The following is a 23,378-nucleotide window of genomic DNA, read 5'->3' on the forward strand; positions in this document are numbered from 1 at the left end:
CCTTCATGGTCACCATCAAGGTCGATAACCTCATCGATTTCGTTTCCGAAGTGTTTTCCCATTCGGAGTCGTCTCCGGAAGAGGCGAGGCGTATCGCGACTTACCTCACGACCGCGAACCTTACCGGGCACGACAGCCATGGCGTGATCCGTGTTCCCGTCTATGTCCGGTGGAAGAAGATGGGCTCGATCGTGCCGAACCAGACCCCCGAGGTCGTGGTCGACACGCCGTCGCTCGCCGTCGTCGACGGCAAGTACGGCTATGGCCAGACCGTCACGCCGGTCGCAGTTCGGCTCGGGATCGAGAAGTGCAAGAAGGCTGGCCTCGCCGCAGTCGCGCTGCGCAACTCCGGCCATCTCGGCCGTGTCGGTGATTGGGCCGAAATGGCCGCCGCCGAAGGCCTCGTCTCGATTCATTTCGTGACCGCGGCGGGCTCGCTGCTGGTTGCGCCTTACGGCGGCGTCGAGAAGCGGCTGTCGACGGCGCCGTATTGCGTCGGCATTCCGCGCCAGGGCCAGGATCCGATCGTGCTCGATTTCGCCACCTCTGTCGTCGCGGAGGGCAAGTGCCTCGTGGCAAGCCGCGGCGGCAAGAAGCTGCCACCAGGTGCGCTGGTCGATGCCGACGGCACGCTGAGCCAGGATCCGCACGTGCTGTACGGCCCGTACACGCCGGACGGACCGCGCGACCACACCAAGGGAACCGGCGCGATCCGCGCCTTCGGCGATCACAAGGGCTCGGGCCTGGCCTTCATCTGCGAGCTGCTCGGCGGCGCGCTGACCGGCACCGGCGCGACGTCGTCGGACCGGCGTTTCGCCAACGGCATGATGGCGTTCTACATCGATCCCAAGGTGATCGACACCAGCAACTTCTTCGATGGCGAGATCACCCGCTACAGTGATTTCATCAGAGAAACAAAGCCGATCGCCGGCACGGATTCCGTGCTGATTCCGGGCGATCCCGAGCGCAAAACCCGCGCCGAGCGCACCAAGAACGGCATCCCCTTGCCTGACGACACCTGGGCGGCGATAGTGAATACCGCACGCGAAGTCGGCGTCAGCGAAGTCTCTATCCAGCGGGCGACCAGCTAGGGTTCGTCCTCCAAGAAGCTCACAAGAAGCACAAAAGGGAACGCGATCTATGGCAAACAAGGTCAAGCAGGTCTGGGCATCAGGCAAGGCAGTGGTGAACGGGTGGCTCGCGATCCCCTCCGGGTTTTCCGCCGAGGTGATTGCACAGTGCGGCTTCGACAGCGTCACCGTCGACATGCAGCATGGCGTGCAGGATTATCTCTCGATGGTGCAGTGCTTCCAGTCGATGCACGGCCATCCCGTGACGCCGATGGTCCGCGTGCCCTGGAACGAGCCCGGCATCGTCGGCAAGGTGCTCGACGGCGGCGCCTACGGCGTGATCTGCCCGATGGTCAACACGCCCGCGGAAGCCAGGAACCTGGTCTCCTACGCCAAATATCCGCCGAAGGGCGTGCGCTCCAACGGCCCGATCCGCTCCGGCATGTACGGTTCGGCCGGCTCCTATCAGAAGACCGCGAATGACGAGATCGTGCTGCTGCCGATGATGGAGACCAAGACTGCGGTCGAGAACATGGAAGCGATCCTCGATGTCGAGGGCATCGACGGCGTCTATGTCGGCCCGTCCGATCTCGGCTTCTCCTACGGCCTGGTGCCAAAGCTCGATCGCGACGAGCCGGAGATCCTCGCGATCTACGAGAAGATCGTCAAGGAATGCGGCAAGCGCGGGCTGAACCCGGGCATCCACTGCTCCGGCGCCGAAGGCGCGGCGCGCGCGATCAACATGGGCTTCAAGCTCGTCACGCTCTCGAACGAAGTCGGCCTGATGCAGACCTACGCCAGGATGCAGGTCAACGCGACCCGCGAGAAGTCCGGCGGCAAGGCGTAAATCTTTCCTCCCCCTCTCCCCGCACTTCGCGGGGAGAGGGTTGGGGTGAGGGGCCTCTATCCGGCGAGCACTTTGTTCGCGATTGCGCGCGTGCCTTGCCCCTCACCCGAATTCTCGCTGCGCGAGAATTCGACCTCTCCCCGCAAAGGGCGGGGAGAGGTGAAGAAGAACTCCGAAGGAGAACCACCATGGCCTCGGCACAAACAATCCGCCTGCATCCCGACGACAGCGTGCTGATCGCGCGCGCAAGTCTGCCGCCGGGGCTCGAGGTTGCCGATGGCGTCACCACGGTCGATCGCATTCCGGCCGGCCACAAGGTCGCCATCAAGCCGATCGCGACGGGCGAGCCGATCAAGCGCTACGGTCAGATCATCGGCTTCGCCACGCAGCCGATCGCGCCGGGGCAGCACGTGCACACGCAGAATTGCGGCATGGGCGATTTCGACAAGGACTACGCCTATGGCGTCGACGTCAAGCCGGTGCCGAACTTCGACCTGCCGGCGACCTTCGACGGCATCCGTCGTCCGGATGGCCGCGTCGCGACCCGTAACTATATCGGCATCCTCACCTCGGTGAATTGCAGCGCCCATGTCGCTGGCCTCGTCGCCGATGTCTTCAAGAAGAATCCCTTCACCGGCGACAATCCGCTGGCCGACTTTCCGAACGTCGACGGCGTTGTCGCGCTGACCCACAAGACCGGCTGCGGCATGACCCAGGACGAGCCCTTGGCGCTGCTTCGCCGCACGCTCGGCGGCTACGCGCGTCATGTGAACTTCTCCAACGTCATCGTGCTCGGCCTCGGCTGCGAGGTGAACCAGATCGGCGGGTTGATGGCCGAACAGAAGCTCGCCGGCCGGCTGCGCGCGATGGACATCCAGGAGGTCGGCGGCACCCGCAAGACGGTCGAGGCCGGCGTTGCCTTCGTCAGGGAGGCGCTGACCGACGCCAACAAGGTCAAGCGCGAGCCGGTGTCCGCGAGCGAACTCACGGTGGCGCTGCAATGCGGCGGCTCCGATGGTTACTCCGGCGTGTCGGCGAACCCGGCGCTGGGCGCAGCCAGCGATCTCTTGGTCCGCCACGGCGGCACGGTGATCCTGTCGGAAACCCCGGAGACCTATGGTGCCGAGCATCTGCTGACCCGCCGCGCGGTCAGCCGCGAGGTCGGCGAGAAGCTGGTCGGCCTGATGCGCTGGTGGGAGGAATACACCCAGCGTGAGCGCGCCGAGATGAACGCCAATCCGAGCCCCGGCAACAAGGCCGGCGGCCTCACCACCATCCTGGAAAAATCATTGGGTGCGATGGCCAAGGCCGGCAGCACCAATCTCGTCGACGTCCTGAATTACGCCGAACCCGTCACCAAGAAGGGCTTTGTCTTCATGGACACGCCCGGCTACGACCCGGTCGCGGCGACCGGGCAGGTCGCCGGCGGCGCCAATCTGGTCTGCTTCACCACCGGCCGCGGCAGCGTGTTCGGCTGCAAGCCGGCGCCCTCGATCAAGCTCGCGACCAACACGCCGATGTACAAGCGGATGGAAGACGACATGGACGTCAATTGCGGCACCATCCTCGACGGCGAGGAGAGCGTGCAGGAATGCGGCCAGCGCATCTTTGACCTGATCCTCAAGACTGCCTCCGGCCAGCCGACCAAGAGCGAGAGCTTTGATTTCGGGGGCGCCGAGTTCGCGCCCTGGGTGCTCGGCGCGACGATGTAGATGTAGGAAACGGTCGTCGCTACACCGTCATTGCGAGCGTAGCGAAGCAATCCATCTCGCCGCGCGCGGAAACATGGATTGCTTCGTCGCTTCGCTTCTCGCAATGACGGTGACGGGCGTCGTTCACCGCAACGGAATCCCCAGCGCGCGGAAATAGCTCGCAGGCACATGGTCGCGCACGATCCGCGGCAGCACGCTTGCGAACATGTCGAGCGGGCGCGGTCCGATGCGGCGGATGAAGCGCAACGAGGCGATGGCGCGGACGTCGTCGAGGCCGGCCTGGACCAGGCCGTCGACGAAGCCGGGATCGTTGCCGCTTGTCGCGGACAGGGTGGGCGGATCGGCAAACGTGCTGTCGGTCGGGCACTGCTCCATTCTTCCGACATGGAGGAAGGTGTTGAGCAGGGGCGGCGGCACCGTCGGCACCACGTCGTCGCCATGCACCATGCGGAAGGTGCGGTCGCCCAGCGCCGGCGTGTAGCTGTTGAAGAAATCCAGTCCGCCGACGCGCGGACCGCCGAACGTCGTGACCGCGGCCGCGGTGGCGCCGAGCTCGCGCATGGCGCGTTCGGCTGCGATCACCGCCAGCGCGCCGCCGAGGCTGTGGCCGGTGAAGAACAGGCCGCCGGCCGGACGCTGCCGGACGATGGGCGCGATCTGCGGCCAGACGGTATCGACCGCGTCCTTGAACCCGCCATGCAGGCCGTCGACGGAGCGGATCGCGGTGAAGTCGGTGATCCAGTCCTCGATCTTGAGCGGATCGGTGCCGGAGAAGGCGATGATGGTGGCGTTGCGCCCCGCCGCGGCCACGAAGCAGGCGCTGTGCGGCGGCAGCCCGGTGACCGGGTCGTTGCTGGCCAGCCCCTTCAGCTCGAGCTGCCAGGCGGTCAGGATGTCCTTCACCTTGCCGGGGTCGTTGGTCTCGTAGGCGAGCTGCGACATCCACATCATCGCCTTGGCGTCGTCGATGGCGAATGACGGGCTCGCTGCGAAAGTCTTGAGCGCGGCGTCGGGATAGGCGCCTCGGCTGATCGCGACCAGAAAGCTCATTGCGGCATCTCCTGCCACGAGCGGGATCGATGTGATCAATTCAACCACGGGTAGATGATATCGACAACCGGGAGTTTGGGCCGCATCCGGGCTACCGGTAGGTTAGGCGAGGCTGCGGCCCTCGAGCTCGGAGCGCCACAGCGCGAAGCTCAACAGCGGCCACAGCGCATAGGCATGATTGGTCTTGAGATCGGCGTGCTCGCGCCACAGCGCGCGGACAGCGTCAGGCTGGAGATAAGGCGCAAAGATATCCGTGGAACGCTCGAACGTCCGCTCGGCGAGCGGCCGCAGCGCGCCGCGCAGCAATCCCGACAGCGGATTGTTGAAGCCGCGCTTCGGCGCCTGCCAGATCGCGGCGGCCGCGCCCTTGTCGCGCAGCGCCTGGCGCAGCAGCGGCTTGGTCGGGCCGCCCGGCTGCACGATCAGCTCCGCGCTGCAGGCGCCCGACAGTTCCATGATCCGCCGGTCGAGGAACGGCACCCGGATCTCGACGCCGTTGGCCATGCTCATCGCGTCGGTCTTCATCAGGAGACCGGCGGGCAAATGATAGGTCTGGTCCGCGATCAGGCAGCGGTCGAGCAGGGCTGGACCATCGGCCTGCTCGATCGCCGTGCGATAGCCCGCCATCGGGCTGACGCCTTCGAGGTGCCGCAGCGCCGGCCCGTAGATCCGTCGGACCAGGAATTCGGGAATGTAACGCCGCCATTCCGCATGCGCGAGCGGACCGCCGGCGGCGAGCCCGAGCAGGAAGCGGGACAGCAGCGCGGTCGCGGGCAGGCGGGTCTCGTCGGCGCCCGAGGCGCGGTACATCAATCGCCCGACCGACCTGGCGATCCCGGTCGGAATGGCGCCGCCGAAACGCTCGGCCATGCGCGTCGCGCGATAGGTCGGGTATCCGCCGAAGAATTCGTCGGCACCGTCGCCGGACAGCGCCACGGTGGAGTTGCGGCGCAGCTCGGCGGTCAACAGCAGCAACGGGCCGGCGCTTTCATCGGCAACCTGGCCGTCGAAATGATGCACGACGCGCGCCAGGGTCGCGGCAGGATCCGGGTCCTCGCTGATCGGAACGATCCGGTGCGGCAGCGCGGTCTGCTGTGCCACCAGCGAAGCGATCTTGCTCTCGTCGTGCGACTGCTCGGCGAAGGAGGCCGTCACCAGCGGAAACTGCCCGCGCTTGGCCAGCGAGTAGGCGATCAGCGAGCTGTCGATCCCGCCGCTCTGCAGCACCCCGACCGGGACGTCGCTGACCAATTGATCGCCGACCACGCGCTCGAACAACGGCAGGAACGTCTCCACGGCCTCGTCGAGCCGGCGAAAGCGGGCGGTCCGGCGCGGTCGCCAGAAGCGCCGCGCGCTCTCGCTGCCGTGCTGGAAGATCGTCAGCGCACCGGGCTCGACCTGGCGGATGTGCCGCATCGTGGTCGCGGTCGGCCCGACATAGCCCATCGCGAGGAAGCGGTGCAGGCCGTCGGCGTCGAACTCGCGCGGATGGGCCGGGTCGGCCAAAATTCCCTTGATCTCGCTGGCGAAGCGCACGGTGCTTTCGACCCGCGAAAAGAACAGCGGCTTGGTTCCGATCGAATCCCGCGCCAGCACCAGGCGCCTCTCGGCGTTGTCCCACAGCCCGATCGCGAAGATGCCTTCGATGCGGGAGAACAATTCATCGCCCCAGGCGAGATAGCCGGCGGGCAGCACCTCGGTGTCGCAATGCGAGCGGAACACCACGCCGAAATCGCGCTCCAGCTCTCGGCGCAACTCGGCCTCGTTGTAGATCTCGCCATTATACGTGACGGTGATCCGGCCGCTCGGGTCGCTCATCGGCTGGCGGCCGGCGTCGGTCAGATCGCGAATGGCGAGCCTGCGATGCGCGAAGCCGATGGCGCCGTCGCACCATGTCTCGCCGGCATCGGGGCCGCGATGCACGAGCGTTGCGTTCATCCGCTCCAACAGGGCGCGGTCGACGTTGCGGCCGTCGAGATGAAGGATGCCGGCAATTCCACACATGGGGCGAGATTACATCATATCGGCCGGCGAGCGACAGCGCGACGGTCGTCGCGGGTGCGGCCGGGCGGTGAAGTTCAGGAGCAGCTCTGCGCCTTTCCCTTGTAATGCGCAAACCGGAGCAGCCGGATTCTCCCGGTGTCGATCACCTCGGTCGGCGGCCGCGAGCCGAATTCGCCGGGGTCGGTGCCTTCCGGCAGCGCAACGACGACGTTGAAGTCACCGCAGACGCGCTCGACCAATTTGTCGACCTCGGCGAAGTCCTTCACGGGATGGACCAGCTTGTAGGATGCGCCGATCGCCGTACTCATTGGCCCGGCTTCGAGAGCCGGCGAAACGACGACGTCCTGATAGGCCGTCTTCTCGCCGATATCCGTCCACATCTGATAGCTTTTCGGATCGACGCGTCCGAGCAAATACCATTTCTCGTCGGTGATCTGCTTGGCGTTGACGATCGCGACAATGCCGACGGCAAGGCCCACGACCGGCAAGGCCGCGCGGACCAGCACATTGCTGCCGCCGGCCAGCCGGATCGCCGTCAGCGCGGCGATCGGGAGCAGGGCGAACGGCACCAGGCCGTAGGCCAGCATCACCTTCATCATCGCCCAGCGATGGATATAGGTGTGCTCGTACAGGATGATCATGTGCAGATAGAACGGCACGCTGACCAGGACCAGCATCGCGCCGGTCACGAACACCGCCTTGCGCTCCTCCTGATCGCGCGCCAGGCGGAACGAGATCACCACCAGCAGCAGGGTCGCCAGTGCGGATCCCATGATCAATGAGAACGCAATGGCGTTGTAGTGGCTGGTGTGCATTTCCCCGACGAACACGTGGGTGAAGCCCGTGATCGGGCTGTCATTGGTCAGGTTCATCCGCTGCGCGATCTTGAAGAGCAGGTGATTGATCGAGGCACGCATCCCCGATGTTCTCGCCATCGAGCCCGGAGCGCCGAATCGCCACACCAGGTACAGGACGAACGCGCTCGCCGGGATCAGCCACAGCGTGAGCACGCGGCGCAGCTTCAGCCGAGGTTCCACGCCGAGATAGCCTGCCGCCAGCCGGCTCAGGATCCAGAATGCGAACAGCGTGTAGGACAGCCAATCGACGAAGAACGCGATGTAGATCGTGACCAGCTGCAGGGCGGTGATGACCCATTTGTCACGCGCGGACTGCGCGCTGTAGTACAGCGTCTCGAGCACGAGGAAGATCGCCAGGTAGACCAGCACGGCGTTGGTGACGTCGTAGATCTGCGACATGACGTACAGCGGACCGCGCGAGAGCAGGATCGGGAAGCTGACGCCGACCGCGAGCAGCGCGCTGGTCACTTTCCCGAGCCGGTTCAGCAGGCCGACATTGTAGGCGATGAAGGCCGCCGCCATCGCGATCAGCCCGTGCTCGGTGGTGTTGATCCAGTTCACCATCGGAATGCTCGGCGGGACACCCATCACGAGCGCGGTCAGATAGATCGGAACGAAGGCGCCCGGCGGCCATGACTCATACAGCGAGCGCAGCGGGGCTTCGATCGAGGGCGGATTGAACGGTGTCGAGAACCACAGCTTGAACGGGCCTTCGTCCCACCAGATGCGGGCCCACATCGACGCTTCCGATGTCATGGCATCGCCGTCGAACACCGGGACCTGATTCATGTAGGGAAGGCGGATACCGAGGGAACGCAGCCAGACGAGCGCTACCCCAATGGCCACGAGGCAGCCCACCAGTCGTCGCAGCGTCATGGAATACCCGGAAAAATGCTGAAAAACACGGCGGTTGATGTTGCAACCGAGGGGAGATATGCACTACCCGCTAGCCAAATGCAAACGCGTTTGGAATATTCCAGTTTTGTTCCATTAGCCCTTCGACCAATATGAAAACCATCGATCGCAGCAGCCGAAAACAGCGCCATCCGGCATCCATCCGTCGCCGGATGCTTATGCATGCCGATCGCCGCGACGGCGAACTGGACGCGCGCATCCGCAGCGACGATCGCCCGTCGGCCAGGGGTCATCATGGAGTCTGACACCGCTCGCACCGACCCGCTCGCGCCGACATTCTCGAGCGCGATCGCCGATGCGCACAACTACATGGAATGGATCGTCAGCACGCTCAGTCCCTATTTCGGGCGCGACGTGCTCGAGGTCGGCATCGGCCATGGCAGCTACTACGAATATCTGAGCAAGCGCGGCAGCTATCGCGGCGTCGATATCGATCCCGCGAATGTCGAGGGCTCGCGCGCGAAGTTTCCCGGCGGCGATTTCTCGTTGGCCGATATTACGTCGGAAGAGTTCAGGTCGCGCTTCGGGCCGGGCAAGGTCGACACGGTCGTGTGCTGCAACGTCATCGAGCACATCGAGGACGACAATCGCGCGGTCACCAATCTCGCGCACGCGCTGGCGCCGGGCGGGCATCTGCTGCTGCTGGTGCCGGCGCTGCAGCAGCTCTATGGCGAGCTCGATCGTCTCGCCGGCCATTATCGCCGCTACGACAAGCCGATGATGCTGAAGGCCTGCAAGGACGTGCCGATCGAGATTCTCGAGCTGCGCTATTTCAATTCGATCGGCGGCCTCGCCTGGTGGGTGAATCGCTTTGCCGGGCACCAGTCGCTCGACGACGGCGCGGTCAACGCGCAGATCCGGATTTTCGACAAGTACATTCTTCCCATTTCCAGGATGGTCGATCCGCTGACGCGCGGCTTCTTCGGCCAGTCCCTGATCTGCGTGGCGAAACGCAAATGATCTCGGTTGTGATCCCCGCCCTCAACGAGGAAGCTTCGATCGGCGCGACGGTCTCGGAAATCTCGAAGGTGCTCACCGCGGCCAATCTGGTGCCGTTCGAGGTCGTCGTCGTCGACGACGGATCGCGTGACGGGACCGGGAAGATCGCCGCGGAAGCGGGCGCACGCATCGTCCGGCACCCGCACAATATCGGCTACGGCCGCTCGCTGAAGGACGGCATCGACGCCGCGCAGTACGACACGATCGCGATTTGCGATGCGGACGGCACCTATCCGATCACGGCCATTCCGGAACTGGTGCGGCTGCATCGCGAAGGCTTCGATATGGCGGTCGGTCAGCGGCACGGGCCGCACTACCGGGAATCCTGGCTGAAGATGCCGCTGCGGGCGATCCTGCGCTTTCTGGTCGAGTGGTCGGCCGGACGCCGGATCCCGGACATCAATTCCGGCCTGCGCGTGTTCAGCCGGACGGCCGTGATGCGCTACTTCCCGCATCTCTGCGACACCTTCAGCTTCACGACGTCGATGACGCTCGCCTACATGATGACGGGCCGCTTCGTCGCCTACTCGAAGATCGACTATTTCGAACGGGCCGGCCGCAGCAAGGTGCGGCTGTTCCGCGATGCGCTCCGCACGTTGCAATACGTCATGGAGGCGATCGTCTACTACAACCCGCTGAAGCTGTTCCTGTTGTTCAGCCTGATCTGCCTCGCGGCCGCCACCCTGATGATGGTGATCTCGCTCTACTTCAAGATCGTCACCGGCGTGATGCTGGCCGTCGGCACCGCGATGGTCTCGATCATCATCTTCGCGATCGGGATGCTGGCGGTGCTGCTCAAGCAGATCATGGACCGGGCCTGAGCCCGCTGCAGGCGCAGGCCACGGGCCCTTGCACGATTTCTGAATATTGGAATAATGCCTCTGATTTGCCCGACGTGTCAAGTTGCCGTTTCGAACGGCGGCAGCCGCCGGCACCTTTGCATGGGGTTGTTTTCGACAATTTGGCATTGCGACCCCAGCCCGACCCATAGGCATCGCGTGCCGCTTGTTAGTGCTTGATCCGCCCCGGCAGCAGTGTTCTGCTCAAAAAAGCTGCTGGAGCTCCCCGCCCGTGTCGATATCCGTCGCACTGCATCACGTCACCCACTACAAATACGACCGGCCGATCGACCTTGGGCCCCAGACCATTCGGCTCCGCCCCGCCCCGCACACCCGCACGCCGATCTCGAGCTATTCGCTGAAGGTGACGCCGGCCAATCACTTCGTGAACTGGCAGCAGGATCCGCAGGGCAACTGGCTCGCGCGCTACGTCTTCCCGGAGAAGGCGACCGAACTCAGAGTCGAGGTCGACTTCACGGCCCAGATGGTCGTGATCAATCCGTTCGACTTCTTCGTCGAACCCTATGCCAGCAGCTTTCCATTCGACTATGCCGGCGATCTCACGATCGAGCTTGCGCCCTATCTGGAGGCGGACGAGCCCGGTCCGTTGCTTGCGGCTTACCTCAAGGAGATCCCTCGCAAGGCCGATTCGACGGTCAATTTCCTGGTCGAGCTCAACGCGCAGCTGCAGAAGCGGATCAGCTATCTGATCCGCATGGAGGCCGGCATCCAGACGCCGGAGGAGACGCTGGCCGCGGGCTCCGGCTCCTGCCGCGACTCGGCGTGGCTGTTCATCCAGACGCTACGCCATCTCGGGCTCGCCGCGCGCTTCGTCTCCGGCTATCTGATCCAGGTCAGGCCCGACATCGATCCGCTCGAAGGACCGCGCGAGGTCGAGAACGATTTCACCGACCTGCACGCCTGGGCCGAAGTCTATCTGCCAGGCGCCGGCTGGATCGGGTTCGACGTCACGTCGGGAATGCTGACCGGCGAGGGACACATCCCGGTCTGCGCCACGCCGCATTATCGCTCCGCTGCACCGGTGACCGGCTCCGCCGGCGCCGCCAAGGTCGAGTTCGGCTTCGAGATGAGCGTGAAGCGGATTCGTGAGGCGCCGCGGATCACCAAGCCGTTCTCGGATCAATCGTGGGCACGGCTCGACAGGGTCGGCGAGCAGATCGATCTCGATCTGAAGCAGGATGACGTCCGGCTGACGATGGGCGGCGAGCCGACTTTCGTCTCGATCGACGATCCGGAATCGCCGGAATGGAACGTTGCCGCGGTGGGCCCGACCAAGCGCGCGCTCGCCGACGACCTGATCCGCAAGCTGCGCACGCGCTTTGCGCCGGGCGGCCTGCTGCATTACGGGCAGGGCAAATGGTATCCGGGCGAGAGCCTGCCGCGCTGGGCATTCGGTCTCTACTGGCGCAAGGACGGCAAGCCGATCTGGAACAATGCCGACCTGATCGCCGGCATCGGCAACCCGCGCAAGGCCGAGGTCGCGGATGCCAGGCGTTTCGCCGAAGGCACGGCAAGCAAGCTCGGTCTCGGTGCCGACTACGTGCTGGCCGCCTATGAGGACCCCGCTTTCTGGCTGCAGCGGGAGGCGGGCCTGCCGGCCAACGTGACGCCCGCCAACTCGAAGCTCACCGATCCGGAGGAGCGCGCGCGGCTGGCGCGGGTGTTCGATGAAGGCCTGACCACGCCGAAGGGCTTTGTATTGCCGATCCAGCGCTGGACGCCGCTCGGCGACCGCGTGCCGGCGCGCTGGCGCAGCGAGCATTGGAAGATCCGGCGCAGCCATTTGTTCCTGTTTCCGGGCGATTCCCCGCTGGGCTTGCGGCTGCCGATCGCCTCGCTGGAAGACGTCCCGCCGGAGGACTACCCCTACGTCGTCGAGCCCGATCCGATGGCGCCGCGCGACGCGCTGGCGGACGCGGCGCTGCGGCAGGCGCTGAAGGACATTCCGGAGCCGCTGCCGGTGCGCACCGCGATGTCGATCGAGGTTCGCGACGGCGTGCTGTGCGCGTTCATGCCGCCGGTCGAGAAAGTCGAGGATTATCTCGACCTGGTCGCCGCGCTCGAGGCGACCGCGGAAGAGCTGCAATTGCAGGTCCATGTCGAGGGCTACGCGCCGCCGTTCGATCCGCGCATCGAAGTCATCAAGGTGACGCCCGATCCCGGCGTGATCGAGATCAATGTGCAGCCGGCGCAGAGCTGGCGCGAGGCGGTCGACATCACGCTCGGTCTCTACGAGGACGCCGCCAAGACGCGGCTCGGCGCCAACCGTTTCCTGATCGACGGCCGTCACACCGGCACCGGCGGCGGCAATCACGTCGTGGTCGGCGGCAGCAAGCCGGAGGACTCGCCATTCCTGCGCCGGCCCGATCTTTTGAAGAGCCTCGTGCTGTACTGGCAGCGCCATCCGTCGCTGTCCTATTTGTTCTCCGGCATGTTCATCGGCCCTACCAGCCAGGCGCCGCGCATCGACGAGGCGCGGCACGACGGGCTCTATGAACTGGAGATCGCGCTGTCGCACGTGCCGCCGGCGGGCATGGAGGCGCCGCTGTGGCTGGTCGACCGCCTGTTCCGGCACATCCTGGTCGATATCACCGGCAACACCCACCGCGCCGAGATCTGCATCGACAAGCTGTATTCGCCCGACGGTCCGACCGGCCGGCTCGGCCTGGTCGAATTCCGCGCGCTCGAGATGCCGCCCGATCCCAGGATGTCGCTGGCGCAGCAGCTGCTGATCCGCGCGCTGATCGCGAAATTGTGGCGCGAGCCGCAGCAGGGAAAGTTCGTGCGCTGGGGCACCGCGCTGCATGACCGCTTCATGCTGCCGCATTTCCTCTGGGAGGATTTTCTCGGTGTGCTCGCCGAGCTCAAGCAATCCGGCTACGAGGTCGAGCCGGAATGGTATCAGGCGCAGCTCGAATTCCGCTTTCCCGCTTTCGGCCGCATCCATCACGGCGGTGTCACAATGGAGCTGCGGCAGGCGCTGGAGCCCTGGCATGTGTTGGGCGAGGAGGGCACCGCCGGCGGCACGGTGCGCTACGTCGACAGCTCGGTCGAGCGGCTGCAGGTCAAGGCGACCGGCTTCGTCGAAGGCCGCCACATCATCACCTGCAACGGCCGGCGGATGCCGATGACCGGGACCGGCCGCGCCGGCGAGGCCGTCGCCGGCGTCCGCTTCAAGGCCTGGCAGCCGGCCTCCGGGCTGCACCCGACCATTCCCGTGCACGCGCCGCTGACCTTTGACATCATCGACACCTGGAACGGCCGCTCGCTCGGCGGCTGCGTCTATCATGTCGCCCATCCCGGTGGCCGCAATTACGAGACCAAGCCGGTCAATTCCAATGAAGCCGAGGCGCGGCGGCTGGCGCGCTTCCAGGACCACGGCCACACCCCCGGCAAGATCGAGCTGCCGCCGGAAGAACGCACAATTGAGTTTCCGCTGACCCTCGACTTGCGGACGCCGCTCCTGCACTAATTGCGCTGTGGGGAAGTGCGATGACCGGATCGGGCGGCCAAGGCAACAGTCAAGAGAGCAGGGCCCGTCCCGGTCAGCGCCGGATGGCGCAATGGGCGCGCGACTATGTCCGTCTTCCCGGCATCCCCGACGAGTATATCGGTGACGGCGACATGCCGCGGCCGGTCTGGAGCCGCTTCTTCGATGCCTTTGCCGCGCTGTCGCCGGCTGACATCGAGCGGCGTTTCGCCGCGGCCGATCGTCATCTGCGCGAGGCGGGTGTCACCTACCGCGCGCCGGGTGATGCCACCGACCGGATCTGGCCGCTCAGCCATCTGCCGCTGATCATCGATGCGGCCGACTGGCGGCAGCTCGCCGCCGGCATCGCGCAGCGCGCGCAGCTGCTCGAGATGGTGCTGGCCGATCTCTATGGCGAGGGGCGACTGGTCCAGAGCGGCGCGGTCCCGGCCGCAGCGATCGCCGGCAGCAGCGAATATCTGCGCGCGGTCAGCGGCATCAAGCCGCCGGGCGGCCGCTATCTGCATCTCTATGCAGCCGACATCGGCCGCGGCCCGGACGGCCGCTGGTGGGTGCTCGGCGACCGCACGCAGGCGCCGTCGGGCGCCGGCTACGCGCTGGAGAACCGCCTGGTGCTGTCGCGCGCCTTCTCCAATCTCTACAAGTCGATGAATGTCGAGCGTGTCGCGCCGTTCTTCGAATCCTTCCGCGATTCGCTGCGCGCCAGCGCCGACCGCGACGAGCCGCGGATCGGCCTGCTGACGCCGGGCGCATTCAACGAGACCTATTTCGAGCACGCCACGCTGGCGCGCTATCTCGGCTTCCTGCTGGTCGAGGGCGACGATCTCGCGGTGTCCGGCGACCGCATCCACATCCGCACCGTCGCAGGATTGAAGCGGCTCGACGTGCTGCTGCGCCGGGTCGATTCCAACATGCTCGATCCGCTCGAGCTCGATGCCTCGTCCTATCTCGGCGTGCCCGGCCTGATCGAGGTGTTGCGCAAGAGCGGCGTCGTGGTCGCCAACATGCCGGGTTCGGGCGTACTGGAAGCGCGGGCGCTGCTCGGCTTCCTGCCCAATCTCTGCCGCCGCCTGCTCTCCGAAGATCTGATGATGCCGCATATCGCGACCTGGTGGTGTGGCCAGAAATCCGCGCGCGAGGAGGTGCTGTCGCGGCTCGATGCCTTCGCGATCGAGGGCGCCTACGGCCGCGGCGTGCCGGATTTTCCCGGCAACGGCCCGGTGCTTCCGAGCGAGCTGTCGCCCGCCGAGCGCGACCGCCTCAAGGACGCGATTGCCCATCGCGGCATCGACTATGTCGGTCAGGAGCTGGTGCGCCTGTCCACCACGCCGGTCTGGGAGAACGGCCGCATTGCGCCGCGCCCCTTCGTACTGCGGGTGTTCGCCGCTGCCACCCCCGATGGCTGGACCGTGTTGCCCGGCGGCTTCTGCCGGATCGCCGAGCGCGCCGATGCGCGCGCGGTGTCGATGGGCGACGGTGCCGTCTCCGCCGACGTCTGGGTGGTCTCCGACAAGGCGGTGGCGACCTCGACCTTGCTGCCGGCGGTCGATACCGTGCGGATCCGCCGTATCGCCGGCGTGCTGCCGAGCCGCGCCGCCGATAATCTGTTCTGGCTCGGCCGTTACCTCGAGCGCGCCGAGGCGACGATCCGGCTGATCCGCGCATTGTCGACGCCGCTGCGCGATCCAGCCCGCGCGAGCGCGACCGGCGCCGCGACGACGATGCATTCGGCCGAGCGCATCCAGCGCATGCTGGTGACCTGGGGAGCGGCTTCGCAGACCGCGCGCGCCAATCCCGCCAAGGTCGCGCTCGAAGCGCTGCAGAGCGCGGAAAAATTCGGCTCGGCACTGTCGCTGGTCCGCTCGGCACAGCGCACCGCCACCGGCCTGCGCGAGCGGTTGTCGCCGGATGCCTGGCAGGTCATCACCGAGATGACCGAGCGGCTGGCGATCGAAGTCCATGACGATGACGGCGTCATCAGCGCTGCAGAACTGACGCTGCAGGAGCTTGCAAGCTTCGCCGGGCTCGCGCAGGAGAACATGAACCGCGCCGCCGGCTGGCGCTTCCTCGAGATGGGCCGCCGCGTCGAGCGCGCCATCAACACCACGCGCTTCGCGCGCCAGTTCGCCTATGACGAGGCCGGCGACGAGGACCTCGACATCCTGCTGACGCTGGTCGACTGCCAGATCACCTATCGCTCGCGCTATCTGCTGCAGCCACTGCTCGCACCGGTGCGCGATCTCGCGGTGCTCGATCCCTACAATCCGCGCTCGGTCGCATTCCAGGTCGCAAGCCTCAACGAGCACATCGCGGCGCTGCCGAGCCTGAAAGAACACGGCCTGATCGAGCGGCCGCAGCGGCTTGCAGTCGCGACCGAGGCGATGCTGACGACGGCGGAAGCGGCGAGCCTCGACGTCAAGACGATGTTTGCGCTGGAGCAGGATCTGTTGAGCCTGTCCGATGCGATCGGGTCGCATTATTTTCCGCACGGACCGAATGCCAGCCGGCCGGAGAAGCTCACGGGGCTGGCGTGATCTACGACATCCGTCACGTCACCACCTATAGCTACGAGACGCCGGTCGGCTTCGCGCGCTGCGCGCTGCGGCTCGAGCCGATGACGGGCGACGGCCAGCGCCTGATCTCCCATTCGGTCGAGATCCGGCCGAAGCCGGCGGAGCGCACCGCCCGGCGGGATTTCTTCGGCACGCTGACCGAAAGCGTCCTGATCGAGACCTCGCACCGCAACCTCCGCATCGATTCCCGCTCGCGGGTGGCGGTGGCGCGGCAGCCGCCGCCGCGCGATGCCGCGAGCCCATCATGGGAGAGCATGCGCGACATCGCCGCGGAGGCAACGAGCCTCGGCTCGGATTCGCCGGTCGGCTATATTTTCGCCAGTGCGCTGGTGCCGGTGCTGCGGCCGGTGACGGACTACGCGGCCACGAGCTTTCCGCCCGGCGGCGGCATCCTGTCTGGCGCAGCCGATCTGATGCGGCGCATCCGCAGCGAGTTCAAATACGACCCCAAGGCGACCGTGATCTCGACGCCTCTGAAGGAAGCGTTCGAGAAGCGCCACGGCGTGTGCCAGGATTTTGCCCATGTGATGATCGCGGGCCTGCGCGGGCTCGGCCTGCCGGCGGCCTATGTCAGCGGCTATCTGCGCACCATCCCGCCGCCGGGCCAGCCGCGGCTGCAGGGCGCCGATGCGACCCATGCCTGGGTCTCGGTCTGGTGCGGCAGCGAACTCGGCTGGATCGGCTTTGATCCGACCAACGATCTGATGGTCGCAAACGACCACATCATTCTGGCGATCGGCCGCGACTTTGCCGACGTTTCCCCGGTCGACGGCGTCATCGTCGGCGCGCGCAAGCAGAAGCTCGCGGTCGCGGTGGATGTGTTGCTGGTGGACTAAGCCGTTGGCTTGAATTGCATCGTCCCCGTTAATCTCGCTCTCCCAATTCCCGTGTAGGATTTCCCTGTTTTTCTTGCTGGGGGCTTCCATGGGGCAGGCCGGAAACAGCTTCTCGGAAAGCGTGACGGCGGCGGTACACCACGCCCTGTCACCGCTGCGCGTGGTCGCCGAAGCGTTCGGTTATTCGCCGGCCGACATGCAAATCTGGGCGTTCATCTGCGGCCTGCTATTGTTGGCGCTGGTGTTTCCGCAGAGTTACGGCGATCTCGTGCTGCGCCGCCGCCGCGCCGTCGCCAGCGGCAAGGTGGTGGGAATCGACACCGGAGGCGACGGCCCCGACACGCCGATCATCGAGTTCGCGGACCGCTCGGGCAAGATCAGGCGCTTCGAGTCGCACTTGCCGGTCAATGCAGCAACCGATTGGGTCGGCGCAAGGGTGAGCGTGATCTACGATCCGCTTCATCCGACGCGGGCGCGCGAGGATGGACGCGCCTTCATGAAAGTCCTCCACGCAGCGGCATGGTATGCGATGGTCCTCGGCCTGTTCGCGTTCGCTTTCTGGCCCGGTGCGATGGCCGCGTTGCGCTGACAGGCTGCGCCTGGTCAGGTCCCCGTCCGCCGCGCGCCATCCGCCGCTTCGGCGCGCAGGCTGCGGAAGAACTGCTCGACCTCGCGCGACAGCGTCTCGGCGGTCGCGGTCAGGTCGTTCGAGGCCGTGAGGACCGATTCCGCCGCGTGGCTGGTCTGGCCGATGTCGTCGCGCAGCGAGCCGATGTTCTGGACCAGCGTCTCGTTGCCCTGTGCGGCCATCTGCGCGTTGACGGAGATTTCCCGCGTGGCGGCGTCCTGCTGGCCGATGGCGCTGGCGATGTTCGCGGTGACGCTGTTGATCTCGCGCACGGCCTGGCCGATTTCGCGCACGGCGGCGACCGAAGAGCGGGTCGAGGCCTGGATCAGGCCGACATTCTCGCCGATCTCGGCGGTCGCCTTCGCGGTCTGGCCGGCCAGCGCCTTGACCTCATGCGCGACGACGGCAAAGCCGCGGCCGGCTTCGCCGGCGCGTGCCGCCTCGATGGTGGCATTCAGCGCCAGCAGATTGGTCTGCTCGGCGATCGCCTGGATCAGGCTCAGCACGCCGTCGATCCGCTGGGTGGTGGCGGCAAGCCCCTCGATCTCGGTGATCGAGCGGTCGGTCCGGGTGCCGGCCTGCTCGACCGCGCCGGAGGATTGCTTGACCTGGCGGCCGATCTCCTGGACCGAGGCGGAGAGTTCTTCGGCTGCGCCTGCGACCGCCGAGACGTTGCTGGAGGCCTGCTCGGTCGCGCTCGCGGCGGCAACCGCGCGCCCGCTCGCGTTTGCCGCGACGCTGGCGATGGTCTGCGCGGTTCCGCGCATCGTGGCGGCATTGTCCTGGACTGCGCGCAGCACCGAGCCGATCGCGCCGCGAAACGTCTCGACCGAGCTTTCGATCTGCCGGCCGCGTGCGTCGCGCGCCTCGGAGTCCTGCACGACCTGCGCGTTGAGGCTGCGGTTGCGCGCCATCGCCTCCTGAAACACGCCGATGGCGCGGGCCAGCGCGCCGATCTCGTCGCTGCGGCCGACATGCGGGACCTCGATATGGTCGGCGCCGTCGGCGACGCGCTTGATCGTCGCGGTGATCTGCGACAGCGGCCGGGCGATCGAGCGGGCGATGATCAGGACGCCGAGCACGACCGCGATCAGCGCCGCAGCGCCGAGCCCGGTCAGCACCAGCGCCATCTCGCGGTTGGCGTCGCTCTGCCGCGCCAGCCGCTTGCTGCGCTCGGCATAGACCTTCGACAGCGCCTCGAGATCCTTGTTCAGCGCGCTGCGCACCTCGCGGTTGGCGTCATTGTCGCCCCATTCGCGTCCGGCAGCGGCATTGATCTCGACACCGCGGCGGACCAGCTCCTTGCGGAAGTCGATGAACTGCGCGATGCGCTTCTTGAAGGTTGCGAACTGCTCGGCGTCGTCGGCCCGGACCAGGGTTTCCCAGTTCTTGACCACGGCGAGGATGCTGTCGTTGAACCTCAGGAGGCCTTCGCCATACTTCTTCACTGTCGCGGGTTCGCTCGACATGTAGATGCCGCGGGATTCCATGACCACCGCATAGACCAGCGAGTTGACCCGCTCGACATTGAGCGCGGCGCGGCTTGCGAGGTCGACGGCTTCGGTCAGCTCGGCATTCCGCCGCGTGTTATAGTCGGAGAGCGCGGCGATGGCTGCGGTCAGCACCGCAATCAGCGCGAATGTCGAATATAGCCGGGCTGCGAGCGAGAATCGGGATGCCATCGGGGGACGGGACGACAGGGCGGTGGATGCAGGGGAAATTGACATCGGGGCACTCCAAGAGGCCGGGGAGTACCTTCGGCCGATTAGGAATTATGGAAAATCTTCATGGATGTTTTCTTAACGCAGGTGCTTTTCGGCGATACAATTTTTGAAACTTTTTCCAGCAATGCCAATTGCTTACCGACAACTCTGAGTCTCACCGGCTAAAACCACGGCGCATTACTGCGGCAGCTTGTCACACCCCGGCTTTGCGAATTGCATGCGCAGGGGCGGCAAGCCGGCTCGGACTTCGCAAAGAGGTGCTAGGTTACGCCGGCCTGCTTTTCAGGTCCGAATTTCCCCATGCGCTATCGCCACACCCTCGACGCCACCAGCTACGCCTTCGATGACCTGCGCGACCTGCTCGCCAAGGCCTCAGCCCCGCGCTCCGGCGACCGTTTGGCCGGCATCGCGGCCGAGACGGCCGAGCAGATGTTCGCCGCCCGGCGCGCGCTTGCCGATGTGCCGCTCCGGCAGTTCCTCGAAGAGCCGGTGATCCCCTATGAGGACGACGAGGTCACCCGCCTGATCCTCGACAGCCACGATGTCGCGGGATTCGTGCCGCTGTCGTCGCTCACCGTCGGCGGCTTCCGCGACTGGCTGCTGTCGGAGGCCGCGACCGGCGAGGCGCTGCGGAAGATCTCGCGCGCCGTCACGCCGGAGATGGTGGCCGCGGTGTCGAAGCTGATGCGCAACCAGGACCTGATGCTGGTTGCGGCGAAATGCGAGGTGACCACCGGCTTCCGCAACACCATCGGCCTGCGCGGCAGGATGAGCGCCAGGCTGCAGCCCAACCGCCGGTTCGACGACGTCAAGGGCATCACCGCCTCGATCCTCGACGGGCTGCTGCTCGGATCGGGCGATGCCTGCATCAGCATCAATCCGGCGAGCGATGATCCCAATGTGATCGCAACCCTGCTGCGGCTGCTCGACGACATCATCGTGCGGCTGGCGATACCGACGCAGGTTTGCGTCCTCACCCATGTCACGACCACGCTCGGCCTGATCGGGCAGGGGCTGCCGATCGATCTGGTATTCCAGTCGATCGCCGGCACCGAGGCAGCGAACCGCAGTTTTGGCATCGACCTCTCGCTGTTGCGGGAAGCGCGCGAGGCCGCCCTCTCGCTCCGCCGCGGCACCGTCGGCGATCATGTGATGTATTTTCAGACCGGGCAGGGCTCGGCGCCGTCGGCCGATGCCCGCCACCAGGTCGACCGGCAGACCTGCGAGGCGCGCGCCTACGCCGTGGCGCGTGCCTTCGATCCGCTGCTCGTCAACAGCGTGGTCGGCTCGATCGGTCCCGAACATCCCCACGGCGGCAGGCAAATCATTCGCGCCGGGCTCGATGGCCATTTCTGCGGCAAGCTGCTCGGCTTGCCGATCAGTGTCGACGTCGGCCACATCGGTCACACCGAGGCCGATTCCGGCGACGCGGACAATCTGCTGACGCTGCTGGCAGCCGCCGGCATGACCTCGATGATGGGCACCGCGGGCGCTGATGACGTCATGCTGAACGGACAGATGAGCTCGATTCACGACGCGCGCTATGTCCGCGGCCTGTTCGGCCTGAAGCGGGCGCCCGAATTCGACGACTGGCTGATGCGCGAAGGGCTCGCCGGGCCCGACCTCCGCCTTGTCGGCGACGCAGGGCTATTGCCTGAATTTGCTTCCAGGCTGCTGACCGATATGAAAACCGCATCTTAAACCGCGGTGAGACTGAGTTGAATCGTCATCGCGCTTTTGCTTTTTGTTTGAGCGTGATCTTTTCGGAAAGCCGCGTCACACTTTTAAGCAACCATCCCGGAGTTGTGACGTTAGCTGGTGCCACAATGTTGAAGAATTTCTGGCCCAGCGTTCCGGCTCGTGGTTAGATTTGGGTGGTACTGCGGGGTCGATTGATGAGAGCTGAGCGCATTGCAACGGAACGGCGTATCCTGTGCGTCTTCCCGCGCTATACGTCCTCTTTTGGAACGTTCGAGCACTCTTACCCGCTCACCGACGGCGTCAAGGCGTTCATGCCGCCGCAGGGCCTGCTGCTGATCGCGGCCTATCTGCCCGAGAATTGGCCGGTTCGTTTCATCGACGAGAATCTTCGTCCGGCGACCCAGGCGGATTTCGAGTGGGCGGACGCCGTGTTCGTCAGCGGCATGCACATCCAGCGCCAGCAGATGAACGACATCTGTCATCGCGCGCACGACCACGACCTTCCGGTCGCGATCGGCGGTCCGTCGGTCAGTGCCTGCCCGGACTACTATCCCTCATTCGACTACCTCCATGTTGGCGAACTCGGCGACGCCACCAACGAGCTGTTCAGGCGCCTGGCCGAGGACACCACGCGGCCGGAGCAGCAGGTGGTGCTGACGACCAAAGACCGCCTGCCGATGACGGAGTTTCCGCTGCCGGCCTATGAGCTCGCCGAAACCAAGAAGTACTTTCTCGGCAGCATCCAGTTTTCCTCCGGCTGCCCCTATCAGTGCGAGTTCTGCGACATCCCGGGTCTCTACGGCCGCAATCCGCGCCTGAAAACGCCCCAACAGATCATCGCCGAGCTGGACAAGCTGCGTGCCTGCGGCGCGACCGATACGGTCTATTTCGTCGACGACAATTTCATCGGCAATCGCAAGGCCGCAAGCGAGCTGCTGCCACATCTGATCGCGTGGCAGAAGCGGACCGGCTACGTCACCCGGCTCGCCTGCGAGGCGACGCTCAACATCGCCAAGCGGCCGGAGATCCTGGAGAAGATGCGCGAGGCCTTCTTCGTCACGATCTTCGTCGGCATCGAGACGCCGGATCCGGATGCGCTGAAGGCGATGCACAAGGACCAGAACATGATGGTCCCGATCCTGGAGGGCGTGCGCACCATCAATTCCTTCGGGATGGAGGTGGTCTCCGGCATCATCATGGGGCTCGATACCGACAAGGCCGGGACCGGCGATGCGCTGTTGTCCTTCGTCGACGAGTCCCACATTCCGCTGTTGACCATCAATCTGCTGCAGGCGCTGCCGAAGACGCCGCTGTGGGATCGCCTGGAAAAAGCGGGAAGGCTGATCGACGACGACAGCCGCGATTCCAACGTCCAGTTCCTGCTGCCGTATGACGAGGTGGTCAGCTCCTGGCGCAAATGCATGGAGCTCGCCTACGAGCCTGCGAAGCTGTTTGCGCGCTACCAATACCAATGCGACTACACCTATGCCAACCGCATCAAGATGCCGGTCAGCCCGGAGATGAAGACCTGGCCCAATATCCGCCGCGGCCTGATCATGCTGCGCAACATCTTCTGGAAGGTCGGCGTGCTCGGCGACTACAGGCGCGTGTTCTGGAAGTTCGCGCTGGGCCGGATCAAGCGCGGCGACATCGAAGGCCTGATCGGAGCGACTCTGGTCGCCCATCATCTGATCACCTTCGCGCGCGCCGCCTCGAGCGGGCGGCAGAATGCGTCGAACTACTCGCTTCGGCTGCGCGAGGCCTCCGTCCCCGCGGAATAGCCGCAATCCCGGCCGCGCCGGTACTATGTCCCGTCCAGACGCCGTATCAGGGGCGCCGTATCAGGACCCCGTTCAGGACGCCTTGGGCTTGTGCGCGACGATCCGGCACGCCAGATCACGGCAGTCGCGCCGAACAGCAAAAGGCGCCGGGGACGGTGCCGGAATGCGATACCTGAGTGTGGCAAATCAGATACTTGGCGACGGTATTCGACGGTTCCGGACCGATTTGGGCAAGCGGGCGCGCTTGCGAGCAAAGGGTCTGATCTGTAAAACCGGCGCCGGTCAATATTCGCGTGTTTTCAAGGACTAGCGCCGATCAACCGCGCTCGCG

16 protein-coding genes are annotated in these 23,378 nt (G+C 65.6%); 11 read left to right on the plus strand and 5 right to left on the minus strand.

What is annotated here, in order from left to right; all coding sequences use genetic code 11:
• Window positions 1-5 precede the first annotated feature (5 nt).
• The 3 genes from IC762_RS11620 (at window position 6) to IC762_RS11630 (ending at window position 3,629) form a co-directional block, all read left to right on the plus strand.
• The gene (locus tag IC762_RS11620) at window positions 6-1,091 is read left to right on the plus strand and encodes a malate/lactate/ureidoglycolate dehydrogenase (protein ID WP_195788937.1); all 1,086 of its coding nucleotides are present in this window, start codon (window positions 6-8) and stop codon (window positions 1,089-1,091) included.
• Between the two features lie 49 nt (window positions 1,092-1,140).
• A complete protein-coding gene (locus tag IC762_RS11625; RefSeq protein ID WP_195788938.1) occupies window positions 1,141-1,917 on the plus strand; it encodes an HpcH/HpaI aldolase family protein in 777 nt (258 codons plus the stop codon).
• 188 nt (window positions 1,918-2,105) lie between these two features.
• Complete coding sequence (locus IC762_RS11630; RefSeq protein ID WP_195788939.1) at window positions 2,106-3,629, plus strand: UxaA family hydrolase; 1,524 nt, start codon at window positions 2,106-2,108, stop codon at window positions 3,627-3,629.
• A gap of 123 nt (window positions 3,630-3,752) precedes the next feature.
• Here the strand turns inward: IC762_RS11630 and IC762_RS11635 are convergent, their stop codons facing one another.
• From IC762_RS11635 to IC762_RS11650, 4 genes are all read right to left on the minus strand, one after another.
• The gene (locus tag IC762_RS11635) at window positions 3,753-4,679 is read right to left on the minus strand and encodes a lipase family protein (protein ID WP_195788940.1); all 927 of its coding nucleotides are present in this window, start codon (window positions 4,677-4,679) and stop codon (window positions 3,753-3,755) included.
• A 102-nt stretch (window positions 4,680-4,781) separates the two neighbouring features.
• Window positions 4,782-6,683, minus strand: coding sequence for an asparagine synthase (glutamine-hydrolyzing) (asnB, locus tag IC762_RS11640; RefSeq protein ID WP_195788941.1), 1,902 nt, complete (start codon window positions 6,681-6,683; stop codon window positions 4,782-4,784).
• Between the two features lie 74 nt (window positions 6,684-6,757).
• Window positions 6,758-8,416: a hypothetical protein gene (locus tag IC762_RS11645; protein ID WP_195788942.1), complete on the minus strand. Its 1,659-nt coding sequence runs from the start codon at window positions 8,414-8,416 to the stop codon at window positions 6,758-6,760.
• Window positions 8,413-8,691 carry a hypothetical protein gene (locus IC762_RS11650; RefSeq protein ID WP_195788943.1) on the minus strand — a complete coding sequence of 93 codons (279 nt, stop codon included), beginning with the start codon at window positions 8,689-8,691 and terminating at the stop codon, window positions 8,413-8,415. Before IC762_RS11650 ends, IC762_RS11645 begins: the two co-directional genes overlap by 4 nt.
• On the opposite strand from IC762_RS11650, the gene IC762_RS11655 reads away from it, so the two are divergent.
• The 6 genes from IC762_RS11655 (at window position 8,690) to IC762_RS11680 (ending at window position 17,802) form a co-directional block, all read left to right on the plus strand.
• Window positions 8,690-9,415 carry a class I SAM-dependent methyltransferase gene (locus IC762_RS11655; protein WP_195788944.1) on the plus strand — a complete coding sequence of 242 codons (726 nt, stop codon included), beginning with the start codon at window positions 8,690-8,692 and terminating at the stop codon, window positions 9,413-9,415. The genes IC762_RS11650 and IC762_RS11655 overlap by 2 nt on opposite strands.
• Window positions 9,412-10,275, plus strand: coding sequence for a glycosyltransferase family 2 protein (locus IC762_RS11660; protein ID WP_195788945.1), 864 nt, complete (start codon window positions 9,412-9,414; stop codon window positions 10,273-10,275). The genes IC762_RS11655 and IC762_RS11660 overlap by 4 nt, the downstream gene beginning before the upstream one ends.
• Before the next feature lie 250 nt (window positions 10,276-10,525).
• Window positions 10,526-13,786, plus strand: coding sequence for a DUF2126 domain-containing protein (locus tag IC762_RS11665; RefSeq protein ID WP_195788946.1), 3,261 nt, complete (start codon window positions 10,526-10,528; stop codon window positions 13,784-13,786).
• Between the two features lie 20 nt (window positions 13,787-13,806).
• Entirely contained in the window at window positions 13,807-16,338 is a 2,532-nt protein-coding gene (locus IC762_RS11670; RefSeq protein WP_195788947.1) for a circularly permuted type 2 ATP-grasp protein, read from the plus strand.
• A complete protein-coding gene (locus IC762_RS11675) occupies window positions 16,335-17,213 on the plus strand; it encodes a transglutaminase family protein (RefSeq protein ID WP_195788948.1) in 879 nt (292 codons plus the stop codon). Before IC762_RS11670 ends, IC762_RS11675 begins: the two co-directional genes overlap by 4 nt.
• A gap of 88 nt (window positions 17,214-17,301) precedes the next feature.
• Window positions 17,302-17,802, plus strand: a complete 501-nt coding sequence (locus tag IC762_RS11680) for a DUF3592 domain-containing protein (RefSeq protein WP_195788949.1) — start codon at window positions 17,302-17,304, stop codon at window positions 17,800-17,802.
• A 14-nt stretch (window positions 17,803-17,816) separates the two neighbouring features.
• On the opposite strand, the gene IC762_RS11685 is transcribed toward IC762_RS11680, so the two are convergent.
• Window positions 17,817-19,523 carry a methyl-accepting chemotaxis protein gene (locus IC762_RS11685; protein WP_195788950.1) on the minus strand — a complete coding sequence of 569 codons (1,707 nt, stop codon included), beginning with the start codon at window positions 19,521-19,523 and terminating at the stop codon, window positions 17,817-17,819.
• A gap of 342 nt (window positions 19,524-19,865) precedes the next feature.
• On the opposite strand from IC762_RS11685, the gene eutB reads away from it, so the two are divergent.
• Both eutB and IC762_RS11695 read left to right on the plus strand, forming a co-directional pair.
• Window positions 19,866-21,266 carry an ethanolamine ammonia-lyase subunit EutB gene (eutB, locus tag IC762_RS11690; RefSeq protein ID WP_195788951.1) on the plus strand — a complete coding sequence of 467 codons (1,401 nt, stop codon included), beginning with the start codon at window positions 19,866-19,868 and terminating at the stop codon, window positions 21,264-21,266.
• A gap of 194 nt (window positions 21,267-21,460) precedes the next feature.
• Window positions 21,461-23,047: a B12-binding domain-containing radical SAM protein gene (locus IC762_RS11695; protein ID WP_195788952.1), complete on the plus strand. Its 1,587-nt coding sequence runs from the start codon at window positions 21,461-21,463 to the stop codon at window positions 23,045-23,047.
• The last annotated feature ends 331 nt before the right edge of the window (window positions 23,048-23,378 follow it).

The organism is Bradyrhizobium genosp. L (genome assembly GCF_015624485.1).
Taxonomy (GTDB): domain Bacteria; phylum Pseudomonadota; class Alphaproteobacteria; order Rhizobiales; family Xanthobacteraceae; genus Bradyrhizobium.

Excerpts from the sequence above, each read along its gene's own strand:
- IC762_RS11685 (WP_195788950.1), bottom strand. The coding sequence starts at position 19,523 with ATGGCATCCCGATTCTCGCTCGCAGCCCGGCTATATTCGACATTCGCG.
- IC762_RS11630 (WP_195788939.1), top strand. The coding sequence starts at position 2,106 with ATGGCCTCGGCACAAACAATCCGCCTGCATCCCGACGACAGCGTGCTG.
- IC762_RS11650 (WP_195788943.1), bottom strand. The coding sequence starts at position 8,691 with ATGATGACCCCTGGCCGACGGGCGATCGTCGCTGCGGATGCGCGCGTC.
- IC762_RS11655 (WP_195788944.1), top strand. The coding sequence starts at position 8,690 with ATGGAGTCTGACACCGCTCGCACCGACCCGCTCGCGCCGACATTCTCG.
- IC762_RS11680 (WP_195788949.1), top strand. The coding sequence starts at position 17,302 with ATGGGGCAGGCCGGAAACAGCTTCTCGGAAAGCGTGACGGCGGCGGTA.
- IC762_RS11645 (WP_195788942.1), bottom strand. The coding sequence starts at position 8,416 with ATGACGCTGCGACGACTGGTGGGCTGCCTCGTGGCCATTGGGGTAGCG.
- IC762_RS11695 (WP_195788952.1), top strand. The coding sequence starts at position 21,461 with ATGAGAGCTGAGCGCATTGCAACGGAACGGCGTATCCTGTGCGTCTTC.
- eutB (WP_195788951.1), top strand. The coding sequence starts at position 19,866 with ATGCGCTATCGCCACACCCTCGACGCCACCAGCTACGCCTTCGATGAC.
- IC762_RS11670 (WP_195788947.1), top strand. The coding sequence starts at position 13,807 with ATGACCGGATCGGGCGGCCAAGGCAACAGTCAAGAGAGCAGGGCCCGT.
- IC762_RS11620 (WP_195788937.1), top strand. The coding sequence starts at position 6 with ATGGTCACCATCAAGGTCGATAACCTCATCGATTTCGTTTCCGAAGTG.
- asnB (WP_195788941.1), bottom strand. The coding sequence starts at position 6,683 with ATGTGTGGAATTGCCGGCATCCTTCATCTCGACGGCCGCAACGTCGAC.
- IC762_RS11635 (WP_195788940.1), bottom strand. The coding sequence starts at position 4,679 with ATGAGCTTTCTGGTCGCGATCAGCCGAGGCGCCTATCCCGACGCCGCG.
- IC762_RS11660 (WP_195788945.1), top strand. The coding sequence starts at position 9,412 with ATGATCTCGGTTGTGATCCCCGCCCTCAACGAGGAAGCTTCGATCGGC.
- IC762_RS11625 (WP_195788938.1), top strand. The coding sequence starts at position 1,141 with ATGGCAAACAAGGTCAAGCAGGTCTGGGCATCAGGCAAGGCAGTGGTG.